Source organism: Paenibacillus radicis (ex Xue et al. 2023) (genome assembly GCF_024722015.1).
In the GTDB taxonomy this organism is placed as follows: Bacteria; Bacillota; Bacilli; order Paenibacillales; family NBRC-103111; genus Paenibacillus_S.
This window is the reverse complement of the sequence record NZ_JANQBD010000002.1, coordinates 64,897-86,512: the sequence shown is the minus strand read 5'-3', so window position 1 is coordinate 86,512 and position 21,616 is coordinate 64,897. Positions and strand designations below refer to the sequence as shown.

At 42.2% G+C, this 21,616-nt stretch carries 22 protein-coding genes and 1 pseudogene; 20 read left to right on the top strand and 3 right to left on the bottom strand.

The features are described from left to right. Nucleotides 1–240: 240 nt before the first annotated feature. Nucleotides 241–1,506 (bottom strand): annotated as a pseudogene (locus NV381_RS03035) (IS110 family transposase). Nucleotides 1,507–1,827: 321 nt separating this feature from the next. On the opposite strand from NV381_RS03035, the gene NV381_RS03030 reads away from it, so the two are divergent. The 18 genes from NV381_RS03030 to NV381_RS02945 all read left to right on the top strand — a co-directional run bounded on the left by NV381_RS03030 (nucleotide 1,828) and on the right by NV381_RS02945 (nucleotide 16,328). After that, on the top strand, nucleotides 1,828–2,469 hold the full coding sequence (locus NV381_RS03030; protein WP_258211791.1) for an acetamidase/formamidase family protein: 642 nt from the start codon (nucleotides 1,828–1,830) through the stop codon (nucleotides 2,467–2,469). Further along, a complete protein-coding gene (locus NV381_RS03025) occupies nucleotides 2,379–2,717 on the top strand; it encodes a hypothetical protein (protein WP_258211790.1) in 339 nt (112 codons plus the stop codon). Before NV381_RS03030 ends, NV381_RS03025 begins: the two co-directional genes overlap by 91 nt. 357 nt (nucleotides 2,718–3,074) lie before the next feature. Then, on the top strand, nucleotides 3,075–4,202 hold the full coding sequence (gene solA, locus NV381_RS03020) for an N-methyl-L-tryptophan oxidase (protein ID WP_258211789.1): 1,128 nt from the start codon (nucleotides 3,075–3,077) through the stop codon (nucleotides 4,200–4,202). Between the two features lie 100 nt (nucleotides 4,203–4,302). Beyond that, nucleotides 4,303–4,500: a GrpB family protein gene (locus NV381_RS03015; RefSeq protein WP_258211788.1), complete on the top strand. Its 198-nt coding sequence runs from the start codon at nucleotides 4,303–4,305 to the stop codon at nucleotides 4,498–4,500. Beyond that, on the top strand, nucleotides 4,490–4,687 hold the full coding sequence (locus NV381_RS03010) for a GrpB family protein (RefSeq protein WP_258211787.1): 198 nt from the start codon (nucleotides 4,490–4,492) through the stop codon (nucleotides 4,685–4,687). The genes NV381_RS03015 and NV381_RS03010 overlap by 11 nt, the downstream gene beginning before the upstream one ends. Before the next feature lie 179 nt (nucleotides 4,688–4,866). Beyond that, nucleotides 4,867–5,550 (top strand): hypothetical protein, encoded by a 684-nt coding sequence (locus NV381_RS03005; protein WP_258211786.1) that lies wholly within the window; start codon nucleotides 4,867–4,869, stop codon nucleotides 5,548–5,550. Between the two features lie 194 nt (nucleotides 5,551–5,744). Then, nucleotides 5,745–6,632: a fructose bisphosphate aldolase gene (locus NV381_RS03000; protein WP_258211785.1), complete on the top strand. Its 888-nt coding sequence runs from the start codon at nucleotides 5,745–5,747 to the stop codon at nucleotides 6,630–6,632. A 394-nt stretch (nucleotides 6,633–7,026) separates the two neighbouring features. Continuing rightward, nucleotides 7,027–8,070: an aminoglycoside phosphotransferase family protein gene (locus tag NV381_RS02995; RefSeq protein ID WP_258211784.1), complete on the top strand. Its 1,044-nt coding sequence runs from the start codon at nucleotides 7,027–7,029 to the stop codon at nucleotides 8,068–8,070. Between the two features lie 4 nt (nucleotides 8,071–8,074). Further along, nucleotides 8,075–8,473 (top strand): GNAT family N-acetyltransferase, encoded by a 399-nt coding sequence (locus NV381_RS02990; RefSeq protein WP_258211783.1) that lies wholly within the window; start codon nucleotides 8,075–8,077, stop codon nucleotides 8,471–8,473. Between the two features lie 397 nt (nucleotides 8,474–8,870). Further along, entirely contained in the window at nucleotides 8,871–9,290 is a 420-nt protein-coding gene (locus tag NV381_RS02985; RefSeq protein ID WP_258211782.1) for a GNAT family N-acetyltransferase, read from the top strand. A gap of 324 nt (nucleotides 9,291–9,614) precedes the next feature. Beyond that, nucleotides 9,615–9,986, top strand: coding sequence for a BlaI/MecI/CopY family transcriptional regulator (locus NV381_RS02980; RefSeq protein ID WP_258211781.1), 372 nt, complete (start codon nucleotides 9,615–9,617; stop codon nucleotides 9,984–9,986). Next, entirely contained in the window at nucleotides 9,979–11,880 is a 1,902-nt protein-coding gene (locus NV381_RS02975; protein WP_258211780.1) for a M56 family metallopeptidase, read from the top strand. The genes NV381_RS02980 and NV381_RS02975 overlap by 8 nt, the downstream gene beginning before the upstream one ends. A gap of 91 nt (nucleotides 11,881–11,971) precedes the next feature. After that, the gene (locus NV381_RS02970) at nucleotides 11,972–12,544 is read left to right on the top strand and encodes a copper amine oxidase N-terminal domain-containing protein (RefSeq protein ID WP_258211779.1); all 573 of its coding nucleotides are present in this window, start codon (nucleotides 11,972–11,974) and stop codon (nucleotides 12,542–12,544) included. Nucleotides 12,545–12,653: 109 nt separating this feature from the next. Beyond that, nucleotides 12,654–13,127, top strand: a complete 474-nt coding sequence (locus NV381_RS02965; RefSeq protein ID WP_258211778.1) for an SRPBCC family protein — start codon at nucleotides 12,654–12,656, stop codon at nucleotides 13,125–13,127. 117 nt (nucleotides 13,128–13,244) lie between these two features. Further along, nucleotides 13,245–13,820, top strand: a complete 576-nt coding sequence (locus NV381_RS02960; RefSeq protein ID WP_258211777.1) for a LysE family translocator — start codon at nucleotides 13,245–13,247, stop codon at nucleotides 13,818–13,820. 25 nt (nucleotides 13,821–13,845) lie between these two features. Continuing rightward, nucleotides 13,846–14,622, top strand: coding sequence for an AraC family transcriptional regulator (locus NV381_RS02955; protein ID WP_258211776.1), 777 nt, complete (start codon nucleotides 13,846–13,848; stop codon nucleotides 14,620–14,622). A 244-nt stretch (nucleotides 14,623–14,866) separates the two neighbouring features. Then, nucleotides 14,867–15,835: an alpha/beta hydrolase gene (locus NV381_RS02950; protein ID WP_258211775.1), complete on the top strand. Its 969-nt coding sequence runs from the start codon at nucleotides 14,867–14,869 to the stop codon at nucleotides 15,833–15,835. Nucleotides 15,836–15,887: 52 nt separating this feature from the next. Further along, nucleotides 15,888–16,328 carry a DUF3888 domain-containing protein gene (locus NV381_RS02945; protein ID WP_258211774.1) on the top strand — a complete coding sequence of 147 codons (441 nt, stop codon included), beginning with the start codon at nucleotides 15,888–15,890 and terminating at the stop codon, nucleotides 16,326–16,328. Between the two features lie 136 nt (nucleotides 16,329–16,464). Here the strand turns inward: NV381_RS02945 and NV381_RS02940 are convergent, their stop codons facing one another. Then, nucleotides 16,465–17,334: an SDR family NAD(P)-dependent oxidoreductase gene (locus NV381_RS02940; RefSeq protein ID WP_258211773.1), complete on the bottom strand. Its 870-nt coding sequence runs from the start codon at nucleotides 17,332–17,334 to the stop codon at nucleotides 16,465–16,467. 120 nt (nucleotides 17,335–17,454) lie between these two features. Here NV381_RS02940 and NV381_RS02935 point away from each other — a divergent pair, with 120 nt between their 5' ends. Further along, the gene (locus tag NV381_RS02935) at nucleotides 17,455–17,898 is read left to right on the top strand and encodes a MarR family winged helix-turn-helix transcriptional regulator (RefSeq protein WP_258211772.1); all 444 of its coding nucleotides are present in this window, start codon (nucleotides 17,455–17,457) and stop codon (nucleotides 17,896–17,898) included. A 240-nt stretch (nucleotides 17,899–18,138) separates the two neighbouring features. Here NV381_RS02935 and NV381_RS02930 read toward each other — a convergent pair whose 3' ends face one another. After that, the gene (locus NV381_RS02930; protein ID WP_258211771.1) at nucleotides 18,139–18,819 is read right to left on the bottom strand and encodes a succinylglutamate desuccinylase/aspartoacylase family protein; all 681 of its coding nucleotides are present in this window, start codon (nucleotides 18,817–18,819) and stop codon (nucleotides 18,139–18,141) included. 210 nt (nucleotides 18,820–19,029) lie between these two features. Here NV381_RS02930 and NV381_RS02925 point away from each other — a divergent pair, with 210 nt between their 5' ends. Beyond that, nucleotides 19,030–21,588, top strand: coding sequence for a LuxR C-terminal-related transcriptional regulator (locus NV381_RS02925; protein WP_258211770.1), 2,559 nt, complete (start codon nucleotides 19,030–19,032; stop codon nucleotides 21,586–21,588). The last annotated feature ends 28 nt before the right edge of the window (nucleotides 21,589–21,616 follow it).

Below are 21,616 nucleotides of genomic sequence, written 5' to 3'. Positions count from 1 at the left end.
AAGGTGAGGTATCCATCACCCATAATGTTCCAAATGTGCACGTCTCCACTGCGCCCTAGAGATTCTCGCTCCCATGTCTCAACGGGTCTCAGCCCTTTCATTCCTTCGTCACATCTAACTATGGGGGTGGAGGTCGGTTTTTCTAACGGAACGGGTCCGAGCCCTTTTGCGTAACGTCTCCCGATACTCCGTGCTTCTTTTCATCCTGCGAATTCTTGAACCGGTGAGGATTAACTGTTTTTAAGCTGCTTGTGGGAAAACTCGTGTTGAATCGTAATCCTCGTTGCTTTTAGCTAGACCAACTAACAGACGCGCTACTTTACCACATAATTGCATGATGGATTTCATCTTCTTTAGCTTTTTTTCCTCCACATTATAGCGATGTAAAGCCCGAACTTCTGGATTACTCATAACCATGCACATTGTCATGAGATAAAGAAAATGACGCAGACGTGGACGGCCCCGTTTACTGAGGACCATTGTTCCTCGCCACTTCCCAGAACTCGCCTCGGCTAGATTCAACCCGGCATGCCGAAGCAGCGCATTTCCATGCGTATACCCGCTTAAATCACCAGCCTCACCAAGTATTCCAGCTAGACTTGTGACGTTGATGCCTCGTATTTCAAGCATCTTCTGAGCATAAGGAATACGTTCAAGAATGAGATGGACCTCTTGCTCAATCTGTTCAAGCTGGCTCTGCGCCAAGTCATATTCTTGGAGTAATTGCCCAAGGTGAAGTTTGTAAGCATGTAGTGCTTGGGTGGTGCCAACACTGGATTTTGCTAGTGAAGTGAGCAAATTGGCGCGCTTAACGCCAGCATGACGCTTCACATATTGCTTCTAGCCGCCTAGAATCTGCTCCGTGTTCAAACGACTGATATCTCTCGGTAAAGGGAAGAGTCTGAGTGTTGCGATTGCACTGGTACAGGTAAGGATTTTAAAGACCAGACGCAGTTCAGGGAAGACAATGTCAACCCAGCGATGAAGCTGATTCACTGCACTGTTAAGACGTTTCGTTACGGTTTCACGGTTAGCCATGAGAATACGTAGTTCCTCGTAAGCTTCCGGGTGAAAACGAACAGGAGAGTAGTACCCGTTTTTGATTATATCTGCAATGACAAGCGCGTCCTTATGATCGCTTTTAGACGGTGTATTATCCCGGTTTTCTTTATTCTTTTTAACGAGATGAGGATTAACCAGAACGGCTTCAATATCTTGCTCGACAAGCCAACGTGCAAGGTTGAACCAGTAGTGACCGGTTGGTTCCATGCCAACCATAACATGGCTCAGTTTGTAGGATTTAAGCAGAGCCTGGATCCAGCGCTCGAATAACTTGAACCCCTCACGATGATTACCGAACTCAAGAGGAGATCCCAGAGCAATCCCTCGAAAGCTGACAGCGCGGGCGACGTGGACTTCCTGGGCGATGTCTACACCAACGACCAGATGATGAACGGTAATGTTTTCTATGAGTTGATTTTGTTTGTCCTGTGCCTTAAACTTCATGATAGAGCGACCTCCTAGATGGGCTTTTTGAGGCTATGACCTCGTGCGTAACCCCATCTTACTGAGGCGCTCGTTTTTATTCAAACGCCAAATTTTTCGTATTACAGGAATTCTAACGGATAACGATAGCACCAGGGATGGTTCCAATCCATAGCTATTTATTCAATGGCTCAACAATCGGACACCATACATGAAAGTGGTATTACGTGTTAATACGATGCCCGGATCTTATTGCGCCCGATTTCTCGTTGGTAAACTCAGCAGGAAATATATAACAATTGTCGAAACAATAGAGTATCCGATCGACAAGGAGGAGTAGCCATGATTCATCAGTTCGTACCTCAACTTTATTTTAACACGATAGGCAAGCATCCACCTATTTTGATGATTCGCGATGGGGATACGGTCATTACGACGACTGTTGATGCGAGAGGCTGGGACAAAAACGGCGAAAGCGCAGCTACTCGCGGGAATCCGATGACAGGGCCTTTCTATGTAGAAGGAGCGATGCCCGGCGATACACTAGCGGTTCGTTTCGAATCAATAACTCCGAACCGTGATTGGGCTTGGACAACCAACATGCTTGCCCCAGCAGTTATCGATCCATCTGTTGCCGCTACATTACCAGCATCGGACATCGTACGCTGGACGGTGGATGTACCACAGGGGGTTGCTTTTCTTGAGGACCCAACGCCGGGGCTGGCTGAATTGAAGCTTCCTTTGCGGCCATTTCTAGGTTGTTTTGGTGTAGCTCCTTCCAATGGGCAGTTCATCTCAACTGCAACGAGCGGTTCGTATGGAGGTAACATGGACTATAAGGGACTGGTCACAGGCACTACAGTCTATTTTCCGGTGTTGGTGATGGTCATGCCTTGCAAGGCGATGGAGAAATCATCGGTACAGGTCTCGAAATATCGATGGATGTTCGGTTTGCTGTTAGCGTTCAAAAAGGCAAAACGATAAACTGGCCTCGGGGTGAAACCGACACGCATTGGTTTTGTATCGGCAATGCCCGGCCGCTTGACCAGGCGCTTCAACATGCAACGACTGAGATGTTTCAGTTTCTACAGGAAGATTTCAGCTTAACGTCTTCGGAAGCCAGCTTGCTACTGGGTCAGGCAGTTGAATATGAAATTGCCAACATGTTCAATCCCGCCTACAGCGTAGTCTGCAAGCTGCCAAAATCGATTTTATCGTCAATGTTCACATAAAATAATTCTAGTTGTTGGTGCAAAGGGGGCTTGAATTGACATCTGTTTTTAATAAAAATGGCTGCGAATTTTTAGAGTGTATTTCATTAAATGAACATGCACTAATTAATTACAAGTCATTGGCGGGTTCATAAGCCGTTCGAAGCGATGAGTGTCGGGTGACAAGAACATTATCTCATTATTGGCCGCGTAAATCGCGGTTTTTGTATTTTATGGGATCTGGTCCAAGACTTTTTTGTGTAGCGGGCAGGTTAGCGCAATTGTTAAGTGTTAGGATCATTAGTAATATAGGAGAATATTTGTCATACTTAATACTAAAGTTACAGGTAGATTTATTACAAGGAGGGGTAACGTACTATGCATTATGATGTAATTGTAATTGGAGCAGGTTCGATGGGGATGGCGGCAGGTTATTTTTTATCAAATAGTGGAAAAAAAACGTTATTAGTAGACTCCTTTAACCCGCCCCATAACAAAGGGAGTCATCACGGAGACACGAGAATCATTCGGCATGCGTATGGTGAAGGTGAAAAATATGTTCCGTTGGCGCTCAAAGCTCAAGAATTATGGAACGACTTAGAGAAGGTGATGGGAAAACAATTATTTCTCCAAACCGGGGTTCTAAACGTGGGTTACGAAAAATCGGATTTTATCCAGAATATCATCTCAAGTTCAAAAACCTATTCATTGCCACTTGAGATTTTAAGTTCAATTGATGTGAATAAGCGTTGGCCGGGCATCATTTTACCGGACGAGTACATTGGTTGCTTCGAACCAACATCAGGAGTGCTGAAATGTGAGGAATGCATTGAAGCATATCGAGAGCTTGCAGAGCGAAAAGGAGCTACCATCATAACCAATAGTAAAGTGAAAGAAATAATGGTTCATGATAAAAGAGTTACCATCAAAACCGATGAGCATACTTTTAGTGCTAATGCGTTAGTGCTTTCAGCAGGAGCCTGGTCAGGAAGTCTCCTTTCTATGTTGGATTTAAATCTTCCTCTAAATCCAGTAAGAAAAACATTTGCTTGGTTTGATGTCAATGAAGATTTATATAATCATAACGGTTTTCCAGCCTTTTCGTTTGAGACATTTCAAGGACATTATTATGGTTTTCCAAACATCGATGGATCCGGATTAAAAGTAGGCCGACATGATGGAGGAGAAACAATCAATCCAGATGAAGCCATCCTGGGATTTGGTGAACTAGAGACAGACGCGGCAGATTTAAGACAATTTTTGCAACGCTATATGCCTTATACGCAACAATTGAAGTACGGTAAAACCTGTATGTATACACTGACTCCTGATGAAGATTTCATTATCGATTTGCATCCTACCTATTCAAACATTGCCATTGCATCAGGCTTCTCAGGACATGGCTTTAAATTTAGCAGTGTTGTTGGACAGATTTTAAGTGAATTGATTATTTCAGGGAAGACTGAACAAAACATTTCCGCTTTTTCAATCAATCGATTTGAATAAACAATTTTTAACTAAACGGTAAACGATTGCGGAGGGGCCTGCTTTGAGTTCCGAGACTCTGAAAAATGATATGATTATCTAATATTCAATTTGTATTGGGGTGATCTTACTGGGAATTGATGAAACAATTATAATTGTTGAATATAATGAATTGTGGCCAGATTTATACGAGCAAGAAGAAAACAAACTTTATAAGATGTTTGGAGATATGGCAATAGAAATACAGCATTTTGGTAGGACATCAGTACCAGGAATGATGGCCAAACCAATAATTGATATATTAGTCGGTGTCAAATAATATCCTAATCAGAGATTACTTAAGGCGGAATCCAGAAATTGCTGAAGAATACTCCATCAGAAAAATTAATGCAGTATCTAAAGGAATAACCACGTTACTGTCATATTCTGATGAAAAAGCACAATACGTTTACAGCTTACTTGAAAAAGCCAGACGCTCAACTAAACGGAACACGACTATTGAATAGCAACAAAACAGCAGGGGCCGCGGTTCCTGCTCTTTTTATTAAGCTAAGGGTAAGATATCGCAATTTAATCAGACTATTGTAAGTAACTTATCATTCACCTATTACTTTCATAGCAATAAATGTATGCTACAGTATGGGTATGGATTTACAAAACACGTTTCAAAAAAGAGGTGAATGAAGTGAGGATTAAATCAATAGGTATACAAATAGGGACCGTTTGTTTCATCTTGGTCGTTGGTATTATGATGAGAACAATTATAAACGACTCTAAAGCAGCTAAAACTTATTTGGATCAAATTCATACATATGCCCCTGACTATCCGAAGACTAAGAACGGACAAACATACGGTTCTCCCACAGATGCCACTTCCAATGAAACGCTACCTGACTTAATTCTTGTAGGAAGTGTGGACGGTACTGCAGGATATGTGCTGAAAAAAGATTTTATCGGTGAGCTTCCAAAAATACCCGAGAAAGGCATAACCATACAGAAGAGTAGCTCCCAAGGTGGTCGTAATGTCCAACTTTATGATGTTGATGGGAAAACCATTATTGGTTCTTTTCGTATTGGCGCTATGAATCAAAACCCTACAAAAGCTCCTAACTATCCTAAAAATGAAAACGGATGGACATACGGTTTTGCCGCAGACGCCACTTCCTATGAAATGATACCTGATTTAATTAGTGCAGTGGGTGTGGATGGCACTGCAGGGTATGTGCGGAAGAAAGATTTAGACGGGGAGCAGCCAAAAACTCCCGAGGAAGCACTTGCCATACAGAAGAATAGACCTGTGGGTGGTCGTGATATCCCATTATATGATGTTGACGGAAAGACCATAATTGGTGTTTTTCATATTGGATGACAATAAAAGGATAATAAACAACTCACATTATTTCCTTTAAATGTCAAGCTAACGAAGAATGGGACGAGGCTGCCGGTATGGGTCGCCGATCCTGTTTTTGATAACGGACAGAAAGGCAGATCGATACTTTTTTCATTGTTAACCGTTTTGATGTACAATGAAAGAAAAACGCATTATAAGGAGGAATTACCTATATGAACAAGAAGCAGATGGAACGAATTCACACTGGTAAAGGATTCATCGCAGCGCTGGACCAAAGCGGAGGGAGTACGCCGAAGGCGCTGCAGCAGTACGGGATCGAGCCGAGTCGCTATTCTGGCGACGAGGAGATGTATGCGCTGGTGCATGAAATGAGGACGCGCATCATCAAGAGCACTGCGTTTGACGCGGAATACATCCTGGGGGCCATCCTGTTCGAAAACACCATGGACCGGAAGATCGATGGGCTGTTTACGGCGGACTACTTGTGGGAGAAGAAAGGTATCGTTCCTTTTTTGAAGGTTGATAAGGGGCTGGCAGAGTCAGACGATGGCGTGCAGATGTTGAAGCCGATTCCCGATCTGGATGGCTTGCTTGAGCGGGCGGTCGAGCGCAACGTCTTCGGAACGAAGATGCGTTCGGTTATTCATGAGGCGAATCCGGAAGGGATTCGCAAGGTAGTGGAGCAGCAGTTCGAGCTCGGTAAGCAAATTTGGTCCGCAGGACTTGTCCCCATCATCGAGCCCGAAGTTGACATTAACAGCTCCGACAAGCGGGAATCGGAACGGATCTTGAAGGACGAAATCTTCAAGCAGTTGTCCGCTCTTGCGCCTGATGTCACCGTTATGCTGAAGCTTTCGATTCCAACCGAAGACGATTTCTACCGTGATCTGATGGACGAGCCACACGTCGCTCGAGTTGTCGCACTGTCTGGCGGGTATGACCGGGAGGAAGCCAACGAGCGGCTGGCTCGCCATCACGGCTTGATCGCCAGCTTCTCCCGCGCCTTGGCGGAAGGCTTGTCAGATGAACAGTCGGAGGAGCAGTTCAACGAGATGCTAACCCGTTCTATTCGCTCCATATATGAAGCGTCGATCAACTAACGGAAGCGATAGCGGAGCCTGTGCTTTTTATGAGCGCGGGCTTTTTTATGTGCCTCGTTGGCTTTCTTCTGCTGCACCTCCTTTCGTGTGAGAAAATAGGGGAGGACACTTGAAGAATAAGGATTTTATCGGCATTTTGGCTAAGTAATAATCCTCTACTTGTAAGAGCCATTAGTACGTTGGACGACGATTTGATGGTCGGGTTGAACATGCAGAGGAGGGGCTTTTGCATGGAAACGGCAAAAGGGCTGCTATTTAGCATATAGCGCTTGAACTATCGGAAAACGATAGCTGAATAAACAACCAAGACGAGGCTGCCGCCTTAGATCGGCAGCCTTGTTGGGGCGGGCAGGATAGTTGAGGAGTGAAGCGAATAAAACATTATGAGAAATAAATGCGGGCTTATGATCAAGAATGGAAGAGTATTTATTTTGTATGCAGGGGGTGTTGTATTATTTTTTTTGAAAAGTATCGTGATGAAACCTATATTAGTCAGTTAAAAGAGTTTATTGAAGCAAAATATGGATTGGGAATCCATAATATTGCCGCAGCAAAGCGTGGATACCATGGGGAGACGTGGAAGATCGATACAGAATGTGACACTTATTTTGCCAAACTCGTTTATTTGGGGCCACACAAGTCAAGATATATGAACAGCTTTGCAATAGTGGAACATATGAATCAGAATGGGATTGACTTTATTAGTAAGATTAAAAAGACGATAGATGAGCAATTGTACAGTATTTTTAATGATGGTGTGGTGGGCGTATTTCATTATGTCGAAGGTGAGCATACAGAGGATTATCCATTATCGGATTTGTTTCATAAATTGGCGCACATATACAAAGTTCCAGTTCAAAACGTTCAAATAATAGAGGAAAATTTTAACATCAACTACATGGATGAGTATTACAGGAATCTTACCAAGCTTAAAATTGCATCATCACCTTCTGTATTAGAAGCTGTGCGCTTGTTGGAAGGGAATAGCCGGATAATCGAACATTATGCTGACCGATTGATGCAATTTGCTGATAAAAACAAAAATGACTTAACCCATTTCCACATCACAAGCGGCGATGTCGGGGGGAACGTCATTATTCAAGGCGAACAATTTACAATTATCGATTGGGATCATCTGATGCTTGCGCCGATAGAACGGGATATATGGCCTTATCTTCATGATGAGAAGCAAATTATTTTGCTCAATGAAATATTGGAATTAGAGGGCCTTCATTATAAAGTAAGCCAGGATCGGCTGGCATTTTATTGTTATTTGAGCTTTTTCTATTATTTGCACGAATATATGAGCGGTTTGTTGGAGTTTGATGATGAGGCTGTTCGAGAAGCGATTGCGAATGATATAAAAAGCTATTTGAATGTTAATTGTTGGATTTATGGAAATCTTAATAAAGTGGATCAATATCGAAAGGAGGTCTGAACTAATGATAATTTATAAAAGCGATGAAACACCATCATTGAAGGAAGTCATAGCACTATACAACAAAGCTGCTTTAAGACGACCTAACGACGAGAGACGAATGGATTTGATGTTAAAGAATGCAAATATTAAAATATCCGCTTGGCATAATGGGAAGTTAGTAGGTTTCCTGAGAGCATTCACAGACTTTTGCTTTGATTGTTACATTAACGATATAGCTGTTGACCCTGAGTACCAGGGAATGGGAATCGGCAAGGGACTAGTCGAGCATTTAAAACCACAATTAGAAAAAGATACATTGATGTTCCTTATTTCCGCTCCTGAATCTAAAGGTTTTTATAAAAAAATCGGATTTAATAATTTCAAAGATTTCGAAGATACATGGCACCAAGCTATTGAATAACCCATTACATTTTTAAAGCGCACACGACTTTATTCGACTCGAAGCCATTGCTTGCTCAACGCGCGCGAATCTCAGGCGCGCGTTGCGGCATTGCATGGCGGTCGGTCGAACCCCACTCCCAAGAACCTGCATTTATACAGCCTTTGGCCGGTATATCTGAAGTCTTAATGAATTCATGCAAATGTGCATTTATTTTTCCATTCTTAGCTGAATCGGAGCGTTTTCCATGAAAATTGCTGTACTTTTGCAGGTTTGTTCTCTCTATAGCCATTCCGGTATGAAATTAACTGCGTTTTTGCAGGATTTTGTGAGGACTAGTGGTCGGATGAGGGTCAAGTACTGATTTTGAGGTTGAGCTGTTGAGCCCATTTATATAGAAGAAAGTGAGAGTGAAAATATGATTATTAGAGTAGCCAATGAATTAGACTACCCTGATTTAAGACTTATATATCTAGAATCTCGCCGTAAAAGTTTTCATTGGGCAGATACCGACGAAATGACTTTAGAAGACTTTGATAAGCATACTGCAGGAGAGTATATAATTTTGGCAGAGGAAGATACTCGTATCCTTGGATTTGCTTCTTTGTACCTGCCAGATGATTTTATTCATAATTTATTTGTTCACCCTGATTTCTCAGGTAAGGGTGTTGGTGGGCAATTGGTTAAAGCCTCCATAGAAAAAATGAATAAACCAGTAAAATTGAAATGTGTATCCGAAAATCAAAAAGCGATGAAGTTTTATGAGAATAATGGTTGGAAGAAAGTTGTTGAAGAAGGTAAACCAGAAGAAAGATATTGGGTTATGGTATATGAATAATTGGGGTAGATTGCCACGGCAGCTGCCCTCGTGGTTAAAATGGATATAACCTTCCCTCGAAACGCACCCCCACACGATAAAATAATAGATTTTTATTATAATATCAGCCGTTATAAGTGTTCAGCGGAGCTGAAGAAGTCTGATATTGCAAGAAAAGCTGCAACTTAGACACGAATGTCTCTTCCTCGAAAGGGCTTCGATCAGAAGCTTTTCTTCCCGATTTCCACTCCCCAATTGATCAATAGCAATGTATTGTTTTTCGTTTCTACATCTTGTATAATAAATAACAAGTTGTAGAAACGAAAAAGGAGAGATGTTGTTGCTATGCAAATTACCAAGGCAGAAATGGAGATTATGCAAGTGGTATGGGAGTGCGGAGAAAGGATGACGACCAAGGAGATAGCCGAAAAATTGCCCGACAAAAAAATTACGACGCTACTCACCCTAGCCGGCAGATTGATTGACAAAGGCGCTCTGCATTCCATCAAGCTCGGGCGCTCCCACGCTTATGAATATTGGGCGGCTATAAGCGAAAAGGAATATCAAAAAATGCAGACGCAGAGCTTCGTACGCGCCATTCATAACGGCTCTGCCAAAAGCCTGATCAGTGCCTTATTCAAGGATGAGAATCTCACCAAAAAGGATATTGACGAGCTCCGTGAATTTATTAACAGAGAGGCCGATTCTCATGATTAAATGGCTGCTTATGACCTCCCTCGCTGGCAGTATCGCAAGTTTGTGCCTCATTCTTTTTAAAACGAAGCTTGCTGCAAAATGCGGTGGCCGCTGGTATTATTACGTCTGTTTGTCAGCTTTGTTACTGTTTATAGTGCCGCTCAATTTCAAGGTGCCAGCCCTTTTTCCTCAGTTCCTGATTCCGGATACAAGTACAGCTTTACTTACCGGAAATTCGCTGACGGCCACAGAGACAAAAGCCTTGGAACCACTTATACCCTTTAGCGAAGGGATCCCGTCCGATACTACTAATAATTCTCCTGTTCTATCCACGGAAGCATGGATCCTTGGGATCTGGGTCAGCGGTTTTGCGATCATGCTGTGTCTCTATTTCTTGAATTACTTTCGATTCAAGCGCAAGGCGCTTCGAGGTGTCAGGATCGATAAGGTAGGGAACCTGAATGTGCTAGCCAGTTCAAACGTGCATTCGCCTATGTTAATCGGTTTCGTTAATCCTCAAATTGTATTTCCCAATACAAACATGAGTACGGAAGATTACCAGCTAGCATTAAATCATGAATTGATTCATTTTAAGCAAAAAGACGCCTGGATTAAACTTTTTGCAGTGATCGTGAACTGCCTGCACTGGTTTAATCCGGTTTCTTATCTGGCTTTGGCCAATATAACCGAAGCATGCGAATACTCTGTGGATGAAGCCCTATCCAAAACGATGAAGCCCATGGACAAGAAGCGCTATAGCGAAATGATTTTGCATTTTGCTTCTCAAGCGTCTCCTGCTTTAAATAGCGGCCTGGCACAGCCTAAAAAGCAGCTATACAGAAGATTTAAGCTGATTATGAACCGGAGTAAAGGAAGAGGCCAGACATTCTTTGGGATCGTATTCGCCGTTATGATAGCGGCCGTTTCTCTTTTCTCATCATCTATGGTATTTGCGAAAACATCCCAACCGATTACGGAGTATAGCGGAGGAATTAAGACCTATTACAATATAAACGATACATTAGAAGGAAATGTACAATCCACGCTGGGAAAATCTAAAATGCGCGTTTTTGCAACAAATCTGTATATCGATGCAAATGGGTTGAAACTCGATTCTTTTAACCGCACAGAGCCTTACTATAAGGTGGGCATCCTATGGAAAGACAAAGACGACTCCACGGTTGCCGACATGATCAAAAAAAATTTTTCCGTACAGGATCGAACCGTAACTGTCGCTTTTGCCGACAAGGCAGCAGCCTATAAAGAGGATAGCGTCATTAAAAAAATGATTATGAATCAAATTGCTTTTGAATTGAAGTACTCTAACAAGAAATATCAGTATGATCATACCGCGTTTATCGATCAGGTTCTCCAGCGCGGAGTGTATGTGATTTATGAAATCTTGGCCCCTAAAGAATTTACATTTGAATTATCCAAAACGAATAACGACGATATTACCGGGTACAAGCAGCTAACAGTCTATGACAATAAAGCTAAAATAACAGATATTTTCAATAGTAGCTCGAAGCTGCCTAGAACTATAAGTGACGAAAGTGCCGACGGTACTCAGGGTGCTCAGCTCGGAAAATCCTTTGTTATGAAAAGCGGAGAAACCTTAGCCATCGATGTCAAAGAAACGACGAACATTTCGCCATCTATTGGCTTGGCTGTCATTGATGAGGCAACAGGTACAGCGGTGTACTGGAATCCTGCAGTTCGAAGCGGTATTCGATCTATCTTTACACCTGGGGATAGTAACGTTAACCGCACATTCAAGATTGTGGCAAGCGGAGAAGAGGAAGATAAGGTGAAAGTAGAAATTTTCACTTATAAAAGCGGCGAAGAAGAAACTCAATGGCCACAATGGATTCCCGCTAGAAAACCCCAATTAGAATTAATAAAAGGGTCCTCTTGAATCGTCAAATAGGCTGTCTCAGAAGTCATTGCCCATGATTAACAGGATGCAAACTCACAATACAATAAAAAGGAAACTGGAGCTGATAGAATTGTTAAAATCTAAATGGAAGTACAGTACACTCGGGCTGCTATGTGCACTAGCGATTGGAAATACGGCGAATGCCGAAAGGGAATTCTTTTGGTCCGATGCAGTACCTCTACAATCATGTTACCAAAACAGGGATGGAATCCCTAAGAAGATGGGTATAGAAACAGATGGCAAGAGGATAGAAGTGGAACTGCCTTCGTGTGAGGAAGCAAAGAAGAATCAAGTTATGATCCTTGTGAACGGGAGATATCTGCATCTCATAGACAGTGGGGGAGTGCCATTTATCGAGAACGGACGAACCATGGTTCCGTTGCGAGCTATTGCGGACGGATTCGGGTTTGAAGTGAGTTGGGAACAAAGTCAAGAGAAGATTACGTTGACCAAGGACGGTAAGAGTATCATCATGCATATCGGAAAATCCGATATCTTAGTTGACGGTGAAAAGGTGCAATTGGAGGAAGTGGTACCCATGATTAAAAACAATGTGACATTTTTACCTGTGAGACAGCTTGCGGAAATACTAGGTATTCAAGTTGAGTGGGACGGAAATACAAGGACCGCAACGTTTAACTGAGGATCTATTTGGGGTATGATTATATAAAAATGGAAAAGAACGCAAGTGAAGCTGCTTAGTGATATTGGTTTTTACAAGTCAAAATCAAATTCATTTTGGAGGGATGGACATGAACCCAAACAACGCAACAAACAAAATCGCAACGCAAGTAGGTGACCGCGAGATTGTGATCACCCGCATATTTGATGCTCCACGCGATCTTGTGTTTGATGCTTGGACGAAAGAGGAGCACTTGTCGAAGTGGTGGGGACCTCGAGGTTTTACGACGACTTTTCAGCAGTTTGATATGCAACCGGGCGGTACATGGGAGTTTATCATGCACGGTCCTGATGGGGTTGATTATCCCAACACCAACATCTTTGTGGAGGTCGTTAAACCCGAGCGAATCGTCATCAAACATGCCGTATTTCCCCATTTTCTGGCGACAGCAATCTTTGAGGATCTGGAAGGTAAGACCAAACTCACTTATAGCACAGTTTTCGAAGAAAATGCCGCTGTATTCGATAAGGTGAAAACTTATGCCGTCCCGGGTGCCGAACAGACCATGGATCGTCTTGAGGAGCATCTGGCAAGTATGTCTTGACGGCTGACAGGGACCACACAAATCCATGGCGGAAGAAGCTTTATATCTGCAATAATGTACTATAGGGCATTTATTTTAGGGTGTAGTATTTGAGAATAACTTGAAAGGAGTTTTCTCATGGATACTACATCATTTTTAATTTACTGTATGATTGCTACTTTTACCCCAGGACCTACTAATATTATCATATTATCCACCGTGCATAATTCTGGGACCAAAAAGGCAATGAAATTTACCTATGGATCCACTACAGGTTTTGGTTTATTACTTGCTATTTCTGCTATATTGAACACGATGCTCATGCCGATAATACCGAAATTATTAATTATGATGCAGATAATCGGAAGCTGTTATATGTTCTATCTTGCTTATCAAATCTACAAAATGGATACATCAAGCCCAACTGTAAACCGAACGGCCACATTTATGTCAGGCTTTATAATGCAGTTTTTTAATCCAAAGGTAGTGCTGTTTACAATGACCGTTATCCCCACTTTTGTTATGCCCCACTATAACGCGATCTCTGCGGTGACGATAAGTATTTTATCCATAACGCTAATTGGATTTTTAGCATTTATGACGTGGGTTCTTTTCGGTTCGATCTTCAAGGAGTTTTTACAGAAGCGTAATAAGACTGTTAATATATGGATGGCCTTATCTCTCGCCTATGTTGCAATTATGATCTGGATGTAGGTAAGCTTATTTAGAGGTGAATGGAATGAACAAATTTATTTATAAAAAATCGGCAGGTATTACTGCGTTGTCAGCAAGTATGACTGATTTTACATATAAAAAGCACGCTCACCAGGAGTATGCAATAGGCGTAACATTGCGTGGGATTCAAGAGTATAATTTGGAGGGCAGTTTACAATTATCCTATCAAAATGGGATTATGCTTTTTAATCCAGAACAGGCGCATGACGGTATGGCCCATGATAAGACAGGCCTTGATTATGTCATGCTTTATATTAAACCAGAATTGCTTTTAGAGGTAATTGAGAAAAAAGATATCGTACGTTTTTCAACTCCAATTGTGTATGATCATAGACTTGAACAACGAATACTAAGTCTTTCTCATGCAATATTAAGCGAAAAAAATGAGGTTTTGTGCAGTGAATTGCTCTTATCGCTCACGGATAACTTAATTCAAACCAATCTTTCAATAGACGACAAGAAAGATAACGCTCTAATTAGAAAAGCGAAGGATATGCTTCATGCCAACTTAGAACATGTACTTAAGCTTGAGGAGATATGTAAAGAGCTTCATTTATCGAAATTTCAATTTATCCGATTATTCAAGGCTCATACCGGGATTTCACCCTACCAATACTTTCTTAACTGCAAGATCGAGCGTGCAAAGCAGTTAATCGAAAAAAATAGAGATATTTATTCAGCAGTAGCTGAATGTGGTTTTTTTGATTTAACCCATTTAAATAAACACTTTAAAAGCGTATATGGAACAACGGCATTTGAATATTTATCTATTATAAATTGAGGAATCTATCTTACCTGTCTAGAGGGAGCAATGGTAGTTGAACAAAACAAGGAGCAGTTTCTGCCGTCGCAGCTGTTCCTTGTTTTTATTAATGTATTGGGCAGCTTTTAATGAAGTTATCGAGGATGATATTTACATTCGACCATAAAGGGGAATAAATAATTAAGCTGGAATTATGGTGCTGTTTTCTCTTTATTAAGATTGAGCACTTATAATGAAAAGGAATACAAGGAGAGTGTAATAGATGAAAAAATGGCTTAAAAGATTATGGAAAACAGTTATTATCGGCTTGGTGGTTATTCTACTTTTACTGGGATCAGGTGCGATATATGAACAGGTGGGCGTCCGGAAGGATCTGAAATCATATACTCCCAGCGGCAAGCTATACAAAGTGGATGGGAAAAATATGCATTTATTTACTGGTGGTCAAGGGGATGTAACGGTTGTATTCGCTTCCGGTTTGGGCACGGCTAATCCGTATGTTGATTTTTCTCCGTTGTACGAACGGCTCGCGCCTTATGTGAAATTCGCAGTTTACGACCGGTTCGGCTATGGGTACAGTGATACGACGGATAAGAAGCGTAACATTGATACAATAACGAATGAAATACACGAGTTGCTGAAAGCATCCGGTCAAAAGCCGCCCTACCTGTTTGTGGGACATTCGCTAGGATCCCTCGAAACGCTCCGGTTTGCACAGAAGTATCCGGGCGAGGTAAAGGGTATTGTGATGGTGGATGGCGGAAGCCCGGAATATTATTACAATGATACGGATCCAGTAATTGACGGATTTAGCAAAAAGCTGCTCATAAAAACAGGCGTAATTCGGATGCTTTTTAGCTTTGACAGTGTTATTGAAAGTTCACGCTCAATCCGCAACGGCTTGAAGTTCGTGCCGGATGATCTGAAGAAAATTGACCTGACAGCCTCATTACTTAAGCTTGATAATGCCAATATAGAGGACGAGCTCCGCCAATTCAAGGTTAATGCAAAGGTCGTGTTGGATGACAAAAATGCCTTCCCTTTCCCGCTTACCGTGCTGACCTCCGATTACTTAGGGGTTAGCAATGACGTCTGGAACAAATACGAAGCGGAATTTACTTCATGGTCCTTGCAAGCGAAGCAATATGTGGTCAAGGATACCGAGCATTATATTCATCAATATCTCCCTGATCTCGTTTCTGATGAAATATTGGCATTAGCTAAGCGATAGATGTGATGAAATCCCTTCCTTTTGGAAAACTTATCAAAGGAGGGATCATCGTATGAGAAAAAAATGTATTATTATTTTGTTGATCATTGCTTTACTTGCTTCATGGCAGGGCTCTTATGTTACTGCTGCAAAGATAAAACCTGAAAAAGATTCTAGGGAACTGCAATTTCAAGATATGCTTTTACTGTTTTTGTTACCCTATATGAACGATAAGCTTGCAAAGGTATATTCCAAAGAATTAAAAGTTGCACCAGATCTATATCCATACTTTGTAGATGTAATACATGTAGAACGAGTAAATGGTTTTAGAGGGTTTGATTTTCTGATCATGCTTGATGCAACTCCAACCGTTGGGCCACACATTCCTGTGGGAAGGGATCTCTTTACATTTGAAATATCCTCGGGTGTACAAGTGAAGCTCAAAAATTATCAGCACTTAAAAGGACCCAATAAAAAGGATTTTCCGCCCAATTATCTAGATTTGCTGAGGTGAAACATTTTAAACCCAATTCAGTGTTTGATGTGCTTGGAGCAAAGATAGGAATGAATGCATAGAGTCCCATGACTCGCTAAGCTGACAGAAATCTATAGTTGAGGGGCTTGCTTCGCGGCAGCTCCTTTTTTTTGTTTCATATTATATAATCAAACAATATTTCTTTAGTTTCGTTCCATAAACGTTGCTGCATAGAAACATCTTTGCCGGGATAGATTGGATCAATTTTAGCACCAGTGCCAACATTAAAGTATCCACCTGTTACTCTATCGTATTCAGAATCAAGTGCTAATCGAACAATGATGTTTGCTCCTCTTCTCGGATCTCCGATATGAAGTAATTTAAAGATACTCCCGATTACAGTAGATATACGCAGTTCTCTTCCAAGTCCAGTATTATTAAAACCAGGATTCAGTGCATTGGCAGTGACTCCTGTTCCAGAGAATTGACGCGCCAACTCAAAAGTAAACATGATATTTAGAAGCTTGGTTTTTCCATAAATTTCAGATGAACCTCTTGCTGTGAATGAAGATGTGTCGGTCAAATCTTCTGGTATCTTTAGTTCTCCATGATTTCGGGAGGCCTCTGATGCAACATTAACAATTTTTGCGCATTCTGCTGCTACCAAAGAATCTTTTAACAAATTAGTTAGCAACCACGGCGTTAGATAGTTTACCGCAATCATCTCAGCAAACCCCTCGGTAGTAATGCGTTGCTCGAACCCATGAAGCCCAGCATTGTGGATGAGTACATCGATCTTTGAATAGTTTTCTTTTATTTCCTGTCCTATACGGTGCACATCCTTCATCAGCGACAGATCTCCAAAATAAAAATCAACCTCCGTTTCTGGTGAAGCTTTTTTAATTAGTTTTTCAGTTGCTTCAGCCCGTTTTTTGCTACGAGCAGTCAGCACCAGATGTGCACCACGTTTTGCGATTTCAATTGCAGCAAGTTGACCAATTCCACTGGTTGCACCTGTGATTACGATTATTGGATACTCAGACATTGTACATTCTCCTTGTCTAAACTTGACACTGTTTTAGCAAGTATATATATTTGACATATGTCTAATATATATACTTGATTGATATATGTCAAACATTTCGATGAGTTAGGATGATGAACTATGGATATTAAAAAATCTGATATGAGGGAACAGATGGAATTTACTCTTGGTGAACAGCTCAATGCGTTGATTAGTGAAGCACATGCACTTAATGTCAGAACTGCAGGTACATTTGATGCAACCCTGCAGCCTGCAGCCTTTTTGATTGTTCGCTGGCTTTTTTCACACGGTCCTACTAACGCTACTACTTTAGCAGAGTCAATCGCAATGGACCGTAGCTCTATCAGTAGACTTATTGGTCAATTGAAAGGTCTGGGGTATGTAAAAAGTGAGCCCCACCCTAAAGATCGTCGAGGAGTACTGTTGTCCTTAACTGAACTTGGTCATGAAAAGACAATAAAAGCACTAAAAGAAAAAGAAGCTATTTTCTACGAACGTATTTCACGTTTAACGGATTCAGAATTGAAAACATATATTGAAATGCTAAAATCTCTAGCTCAATAATCCAAACGAAAAGGCAGCCAACTAATGACTGCCTTTCCCCGTTAAAAAAGCCACCTTAAAGAGCTTGATACAAAGCAGTGCGAAGTCAAGGCGCAGTATGCTATGGTTACATCTACATAAAGGTTTTTGTACAATGTCCTTCTGAGCTTTGAGGGCGGGGAGGGGACACGATAACTGAGAGGCTTGCTATGCGCCAGGTCAGGGGACTCCTTTAAATTAATTGCTTCGTATACTTCCGCGCTAAATTAGGTTAGCTTCAGCTAATAATTTCTCCAGTATTTTCATTTGAAAGTTTATCCGGGTAGACATAGGCATGCTCCAGCACGTCTCTACCGTAACTGCTTTTGCTTTCAATAAGTGAAATGCGGCATGGCGTCCAGAACCCGCAGGCAAAGTCCGTAAGCGCATTGTAAAATGTCTTGATTTTTGAACAATAGAGCGATTCAAATGGTCAGCAATTCGTTTTATTGCAGGTATTGCTTTACTTTTGGGATGGGCGATCAGCGTCTGCCCCAGCACTCTAGGGTTTATTTTAGATAAGCCATTGGCTTCATGCAGATCAATGTACCATGATGGCCTGTATTTCTTCGCTAATCGAAATAATGCAGCTGACAGCGGGTGGCGAGCCTTATCCTTCCATTTTCGCGGAAACGTTCGGTTCAAATCCGGTATTCCCCTGATGCGCCGCTTGAAAGCCTTACGATTGACAACCGGAACAATGATCAATGTCCCGAATTCAATCCGGAGCTTGTTTTTCTTAAGCAATGCTACAAGTCTTTTGGCCGAGAGAATACTGGCAATTTCTTTCCCGTGCACTCCTGCAGTTATCATAACCGTTTTTCCTTTTGAGCTTCCATTTATGATGTAATAAGGGGTTTCGAACTTGGTGGCCTCAGCCAACAGATACTTTTTAATTTCCATGCCGCAACCACCTCCCGGATATTCTAAAGTATGATTCAACTTATAATTTGGCAACCAATATTAATCCAGTCTGGAAGGTTCCATGGAATACTATGATGAACCATCCTTTCGTGATATGGATTAGGCAGGGTCCTGAAATAAACAGGAAAATCTAGAAATTTGTCGAATTATAAAATGGATTAACGAGAATTTACATGCGGAGGAGTTTCTATGATTGTACGTACGAAGCTTCATATCCCTCATGTGCGTCGCGATTTGGTAGCTCGACCGAGGCTGGTTCATAAGCTCAATGAGGGAATGAAAGTCAAGCTGACGCATGTTTCAGCGCAGGCCGGTTACGGAAAAACAACAGCGCTAAGTGAATGGGCGAAACAATGCGGTGCGCTTGTTGCTTGGCTTTCGCTGGATATACGGGATAATGATTATATTCAATTTTGGAGTGGTGTAACTGCTTCTATTCAGGAGAGAATCCCAAGCTTTGGCGCGGAAGTCAGTTCTTTTCTTGAGAAAGGGCTCTGGGTTGCTTTGGAACATGCGCTTCCTGCGCTGCTGAATGACCTGAATCGGTTAACAAGCGAGCTGGCGATCGTTCTTGATGATTATCAGTTCATCGAGCATCCTTCTATACATGATTCTTTGATCTACTTTCTTGAGCGGCTGCCTTCTCACATTCATCTATATTTGGCGAGCCGCAGCGAATTGGCTATACCTACTGCCAAACTTCTGGTAAAAGGCGAATACAATCAAATCACGATGCAGGATTTGCGCTTCCTGTTGGATGAGGGGCTTATCTTTTTTCGGGATACGACGGATTTAAGGTTAACATCGGAGCAAGTGGCAGAGCTGCACCATCAAACAGAGGGCTGGATCAGCGGGCTGGAGCTGGCAGCGATCTCTCTTAAGCACAGTGTTAATATAGCCGAGTCCATTCATCAATTTAACGGCCAACATCATCATATATCCGAGTATTTGCTTGAAGAAGTTTTTCGCCATCAATCGGAGGGTATGCGCTCATTTTTAATGGCTACGTCTATTTTAAGCCGAATGAATCAGTCCCTGTGCCAAGCTGTAACAGGTCAATCGAACAGTCAACAATATTTGGAAAGTTTAGAGCAGCTAAATTTGTTTGTCATCCCTTTAGATGATCAGAGGAACTGGTATCGCTATCATCATTTGTTTTCAGAATTTTTACAGCGTATGGGGTCGAGAACACATCCAGACAAATGGGTGCAGGTACATAGGGAAGCTGCGATCTGGTTGGAAAGTCATGGACTGGACGACGATGCGATGGAGCATTATTTAGCAGGCAAACACTATGCAGATGCCGTGCGGTTGATCGAAAAAAATCTTCATACGCTAGTGCAATCGCATAGTGTCGTATTGATGAGATGGGTATCTGCGTTACCGGAAAACTCTTTTGCCGAAAAGCCCATGGTCGAACTGTTTTATATATCGGTATTGCTCGGAGTGGAGGAGTGGGAAGCGGCATTTACAAGAATAGAACGGGCTGAAGCCCGCTTTCAAACGCTGAAAGGCAGACTGTTTGATGTAGAGTGGAATAAGGTCATGGGCAATATTTATTTTTTCTGTGCGGTCTCCGCCTATCTGCAAAGAGACTTGGTAAAAACCTCTGAATACTACGAGCTGGTAGAACAATATATGCCGGAAGGCAGCTTCTTTCAAACGATGAGACGCAACCGATATCATGGCTATGATTCGTTTTGCGATCATTTGTCTTATATCAACGATCTTCATGCGGCGGCGGCTTTTTTATCCAAATGGGCTGTTGTACTGGGGAGGAAGACAAATTATCCTTTTGCAGGCGTCCTGCTTGCTTCTTACAGCAAATTGTTGTACGAGTGGAATCGGTTGGAGGAGGCTGAATTGTATGCCAGCCAGGCACTTGAACGAAGGGATATTAAACCCTTTGCGCGGGTTTTCATTCAAGTCGTCATTGGTGCTTCGCAGATTCAGCAAACCCTAGGAAATGCCAGCCGGGCATCAGAGCTGCTCGCAGAGTTGAAGTCGCAGATCGCCTCCCCTGATTCTCAATTATTTATGTTGAAAATCGAAGCCGAGCAAGCATGTCTTGCCTTGCGCCAAGGCGCAGTCGAAGAAGCACTTGATTGGATGCATGGATGCGGTCTGGTGCATACGGATGAAGTTTCACTCTTTCATGTTCTTGAGTATTTGGCTTTGGCCAGAGTACTTGTAGCAGGTGGACAATTGGAAGAAGCACTGGACTTATTGGGACGCCTGAACCAGCTATTGCACAAGGAAGACCGTCTTCGGGATCGAATCAAGGTGCTCATTTTGCAAAGTGTAACTCTTCAGCGCTTGGGTCGCACGGAGACTGCTCTCGCTCAGTTGGAGACCGCTTTGGAGTTGGCGGAGCCCGAAGGATATGTGCGAAGCTTCGTGGACGAAGGAGCGGAGATGGTCGAGCTGCTATCTGCTTATTTGAATACAGGGTCAAGCAATCCTGTTGGAAATACCCCCATGGTTTCTTTGGCCTATGTGAGGCAGTTGCTTCAAGCTTTGCAGGTCATCCCGGAAGAGTCTATGTCGCTCATTGAAATACTGACCGAGCAAGAAACGAATGTTCTACATTTGATCGCGGATGGATTGTCGAACAAAGATATCGCCCATCGCCTGATTATCGCGGGTGAAACCGTAAAGTCTCATATTAAAAATATTTACAGAAAGCTAAATGTAAACAATCGCGTTCGAGTGCTGCAGCGTGCCAGAGAATTAGGGATACTGGGTTGAGACTCACTATTTTTTCACATTACCTCAA

Bases quoted from the DNA above. Each gene is read 5' to 3' on its own strand.
- NV381_RS03030 (WP_258211791.1), top strand. From the start codon at position 1,828: ATGATTCATCAGTTCGTACCTCAACTTTATTTTAACACGATAGGCAAG.
- solA (WP_258211789.1), top strand. From the start codon at position 3,075: ATGCATTATGATGTAATTGTAATTGGAGCAGGTTCGATGGGGATGGCG.
- NV381_RS03000 (WP_258211785.1), top strand. From the start codon at position 5,745: ATGAACAAGAAGCAGATGGAACGAATTCACACTGGTAAAGGATTCATC.
- NV381_RS02995 (WP_258211784.1), top strand. From the start codon at position 7,027: ATGCGGGCTTATGATCAAGAATGGAAGAGTATTTATTTTGTATGCAGG.
- NV381_RS02990 (WP_258211783.1), top strand. From the start codon at position 8,075: ATGATAATTTATAAAAGCGATGAAACACCATCATTGAAGGAAGTCATA.
- NV381_RS02985 (WP_258211782.1), top strand. From the start codon at position 8,871: ATGATTATTAGAGTAGCCAATGAATTAGACTACCCTGATTTAAGACTT.
- NV381_RS02980 (WP_258211781.1), top strand. From the start codon at position 9,615: ATGCAAATTACCAAGGCAGAAATGGAGATTATGCAAGTGGTATGGGAG.
- NV381_RS02975 (WP_258211780.1), top strand. From the start codon at position 9,979: ATGATTAAATGGCTGCTTATGACCTCCCTCGCTGGCAGTATCGCAAGT.
- NV381_RS02965 (WP_258211778.1), top strand. From the start codon at position 12,654: ATGAACCCAAACAACGCAACAAACAAAATCGCAACGCAAGTAGGTGAC.
- NV381_RS02960 (WP_258211777.1), top strand. From the start codon at position 13,245: ATGGATACTACATCATTTTTAATTTACTGTATGATTGCTACTTTTACC.
- NV381_RS02955 (WP_258211776.1), top strand. From the start codon at position 13,846: ATGAACAAATTTATTTATAAAAAATCGGCAGGTATTACTGCGTTGTCA.
- NV381_RS02950 (WP_258211775.1), top strand. From the start codon at position 14,867: ATGAAAAAATGGCTTAAAAGATTATGGAAAACAGTTATTATCGGCTTG.
- NV381_RS02945 (WP_258211774.1), top strand. From the start codon at position 15,888: ATGAGAAAAAAATGTATTATTATTTTGTTGATCATTGCTTTACTTGCT.
- NV381_RS02940 (WP_258211773.1), bottom strand. From the start codon at position 17,334: ATGTCTGAGTATCCAATAATCGTAATCACAGGTGCAACCAGTGGAATT.
- NV381_RS02935 (WP_258211772.1), top strand. From the start codon at position 17,455: ATGGATATTAAAAAATCTGATATGAGGGAACAGATGGAATTTACTCTT.
- NV381_RS02930 (WP_258211771.1), bottom strand. From the start codon at position 18,819: ATGGAAATTAAAAAGTATCTGTTGGCTGAGGCCACCAAGTTCGAAACC.
- NV381_RS02925 (WP_258211770.1), top strand. From the start codon at position 19,030: ATGATTGTACGTACGAAGCTTCATATCCCTCATGTGCGTCGCGATTTG.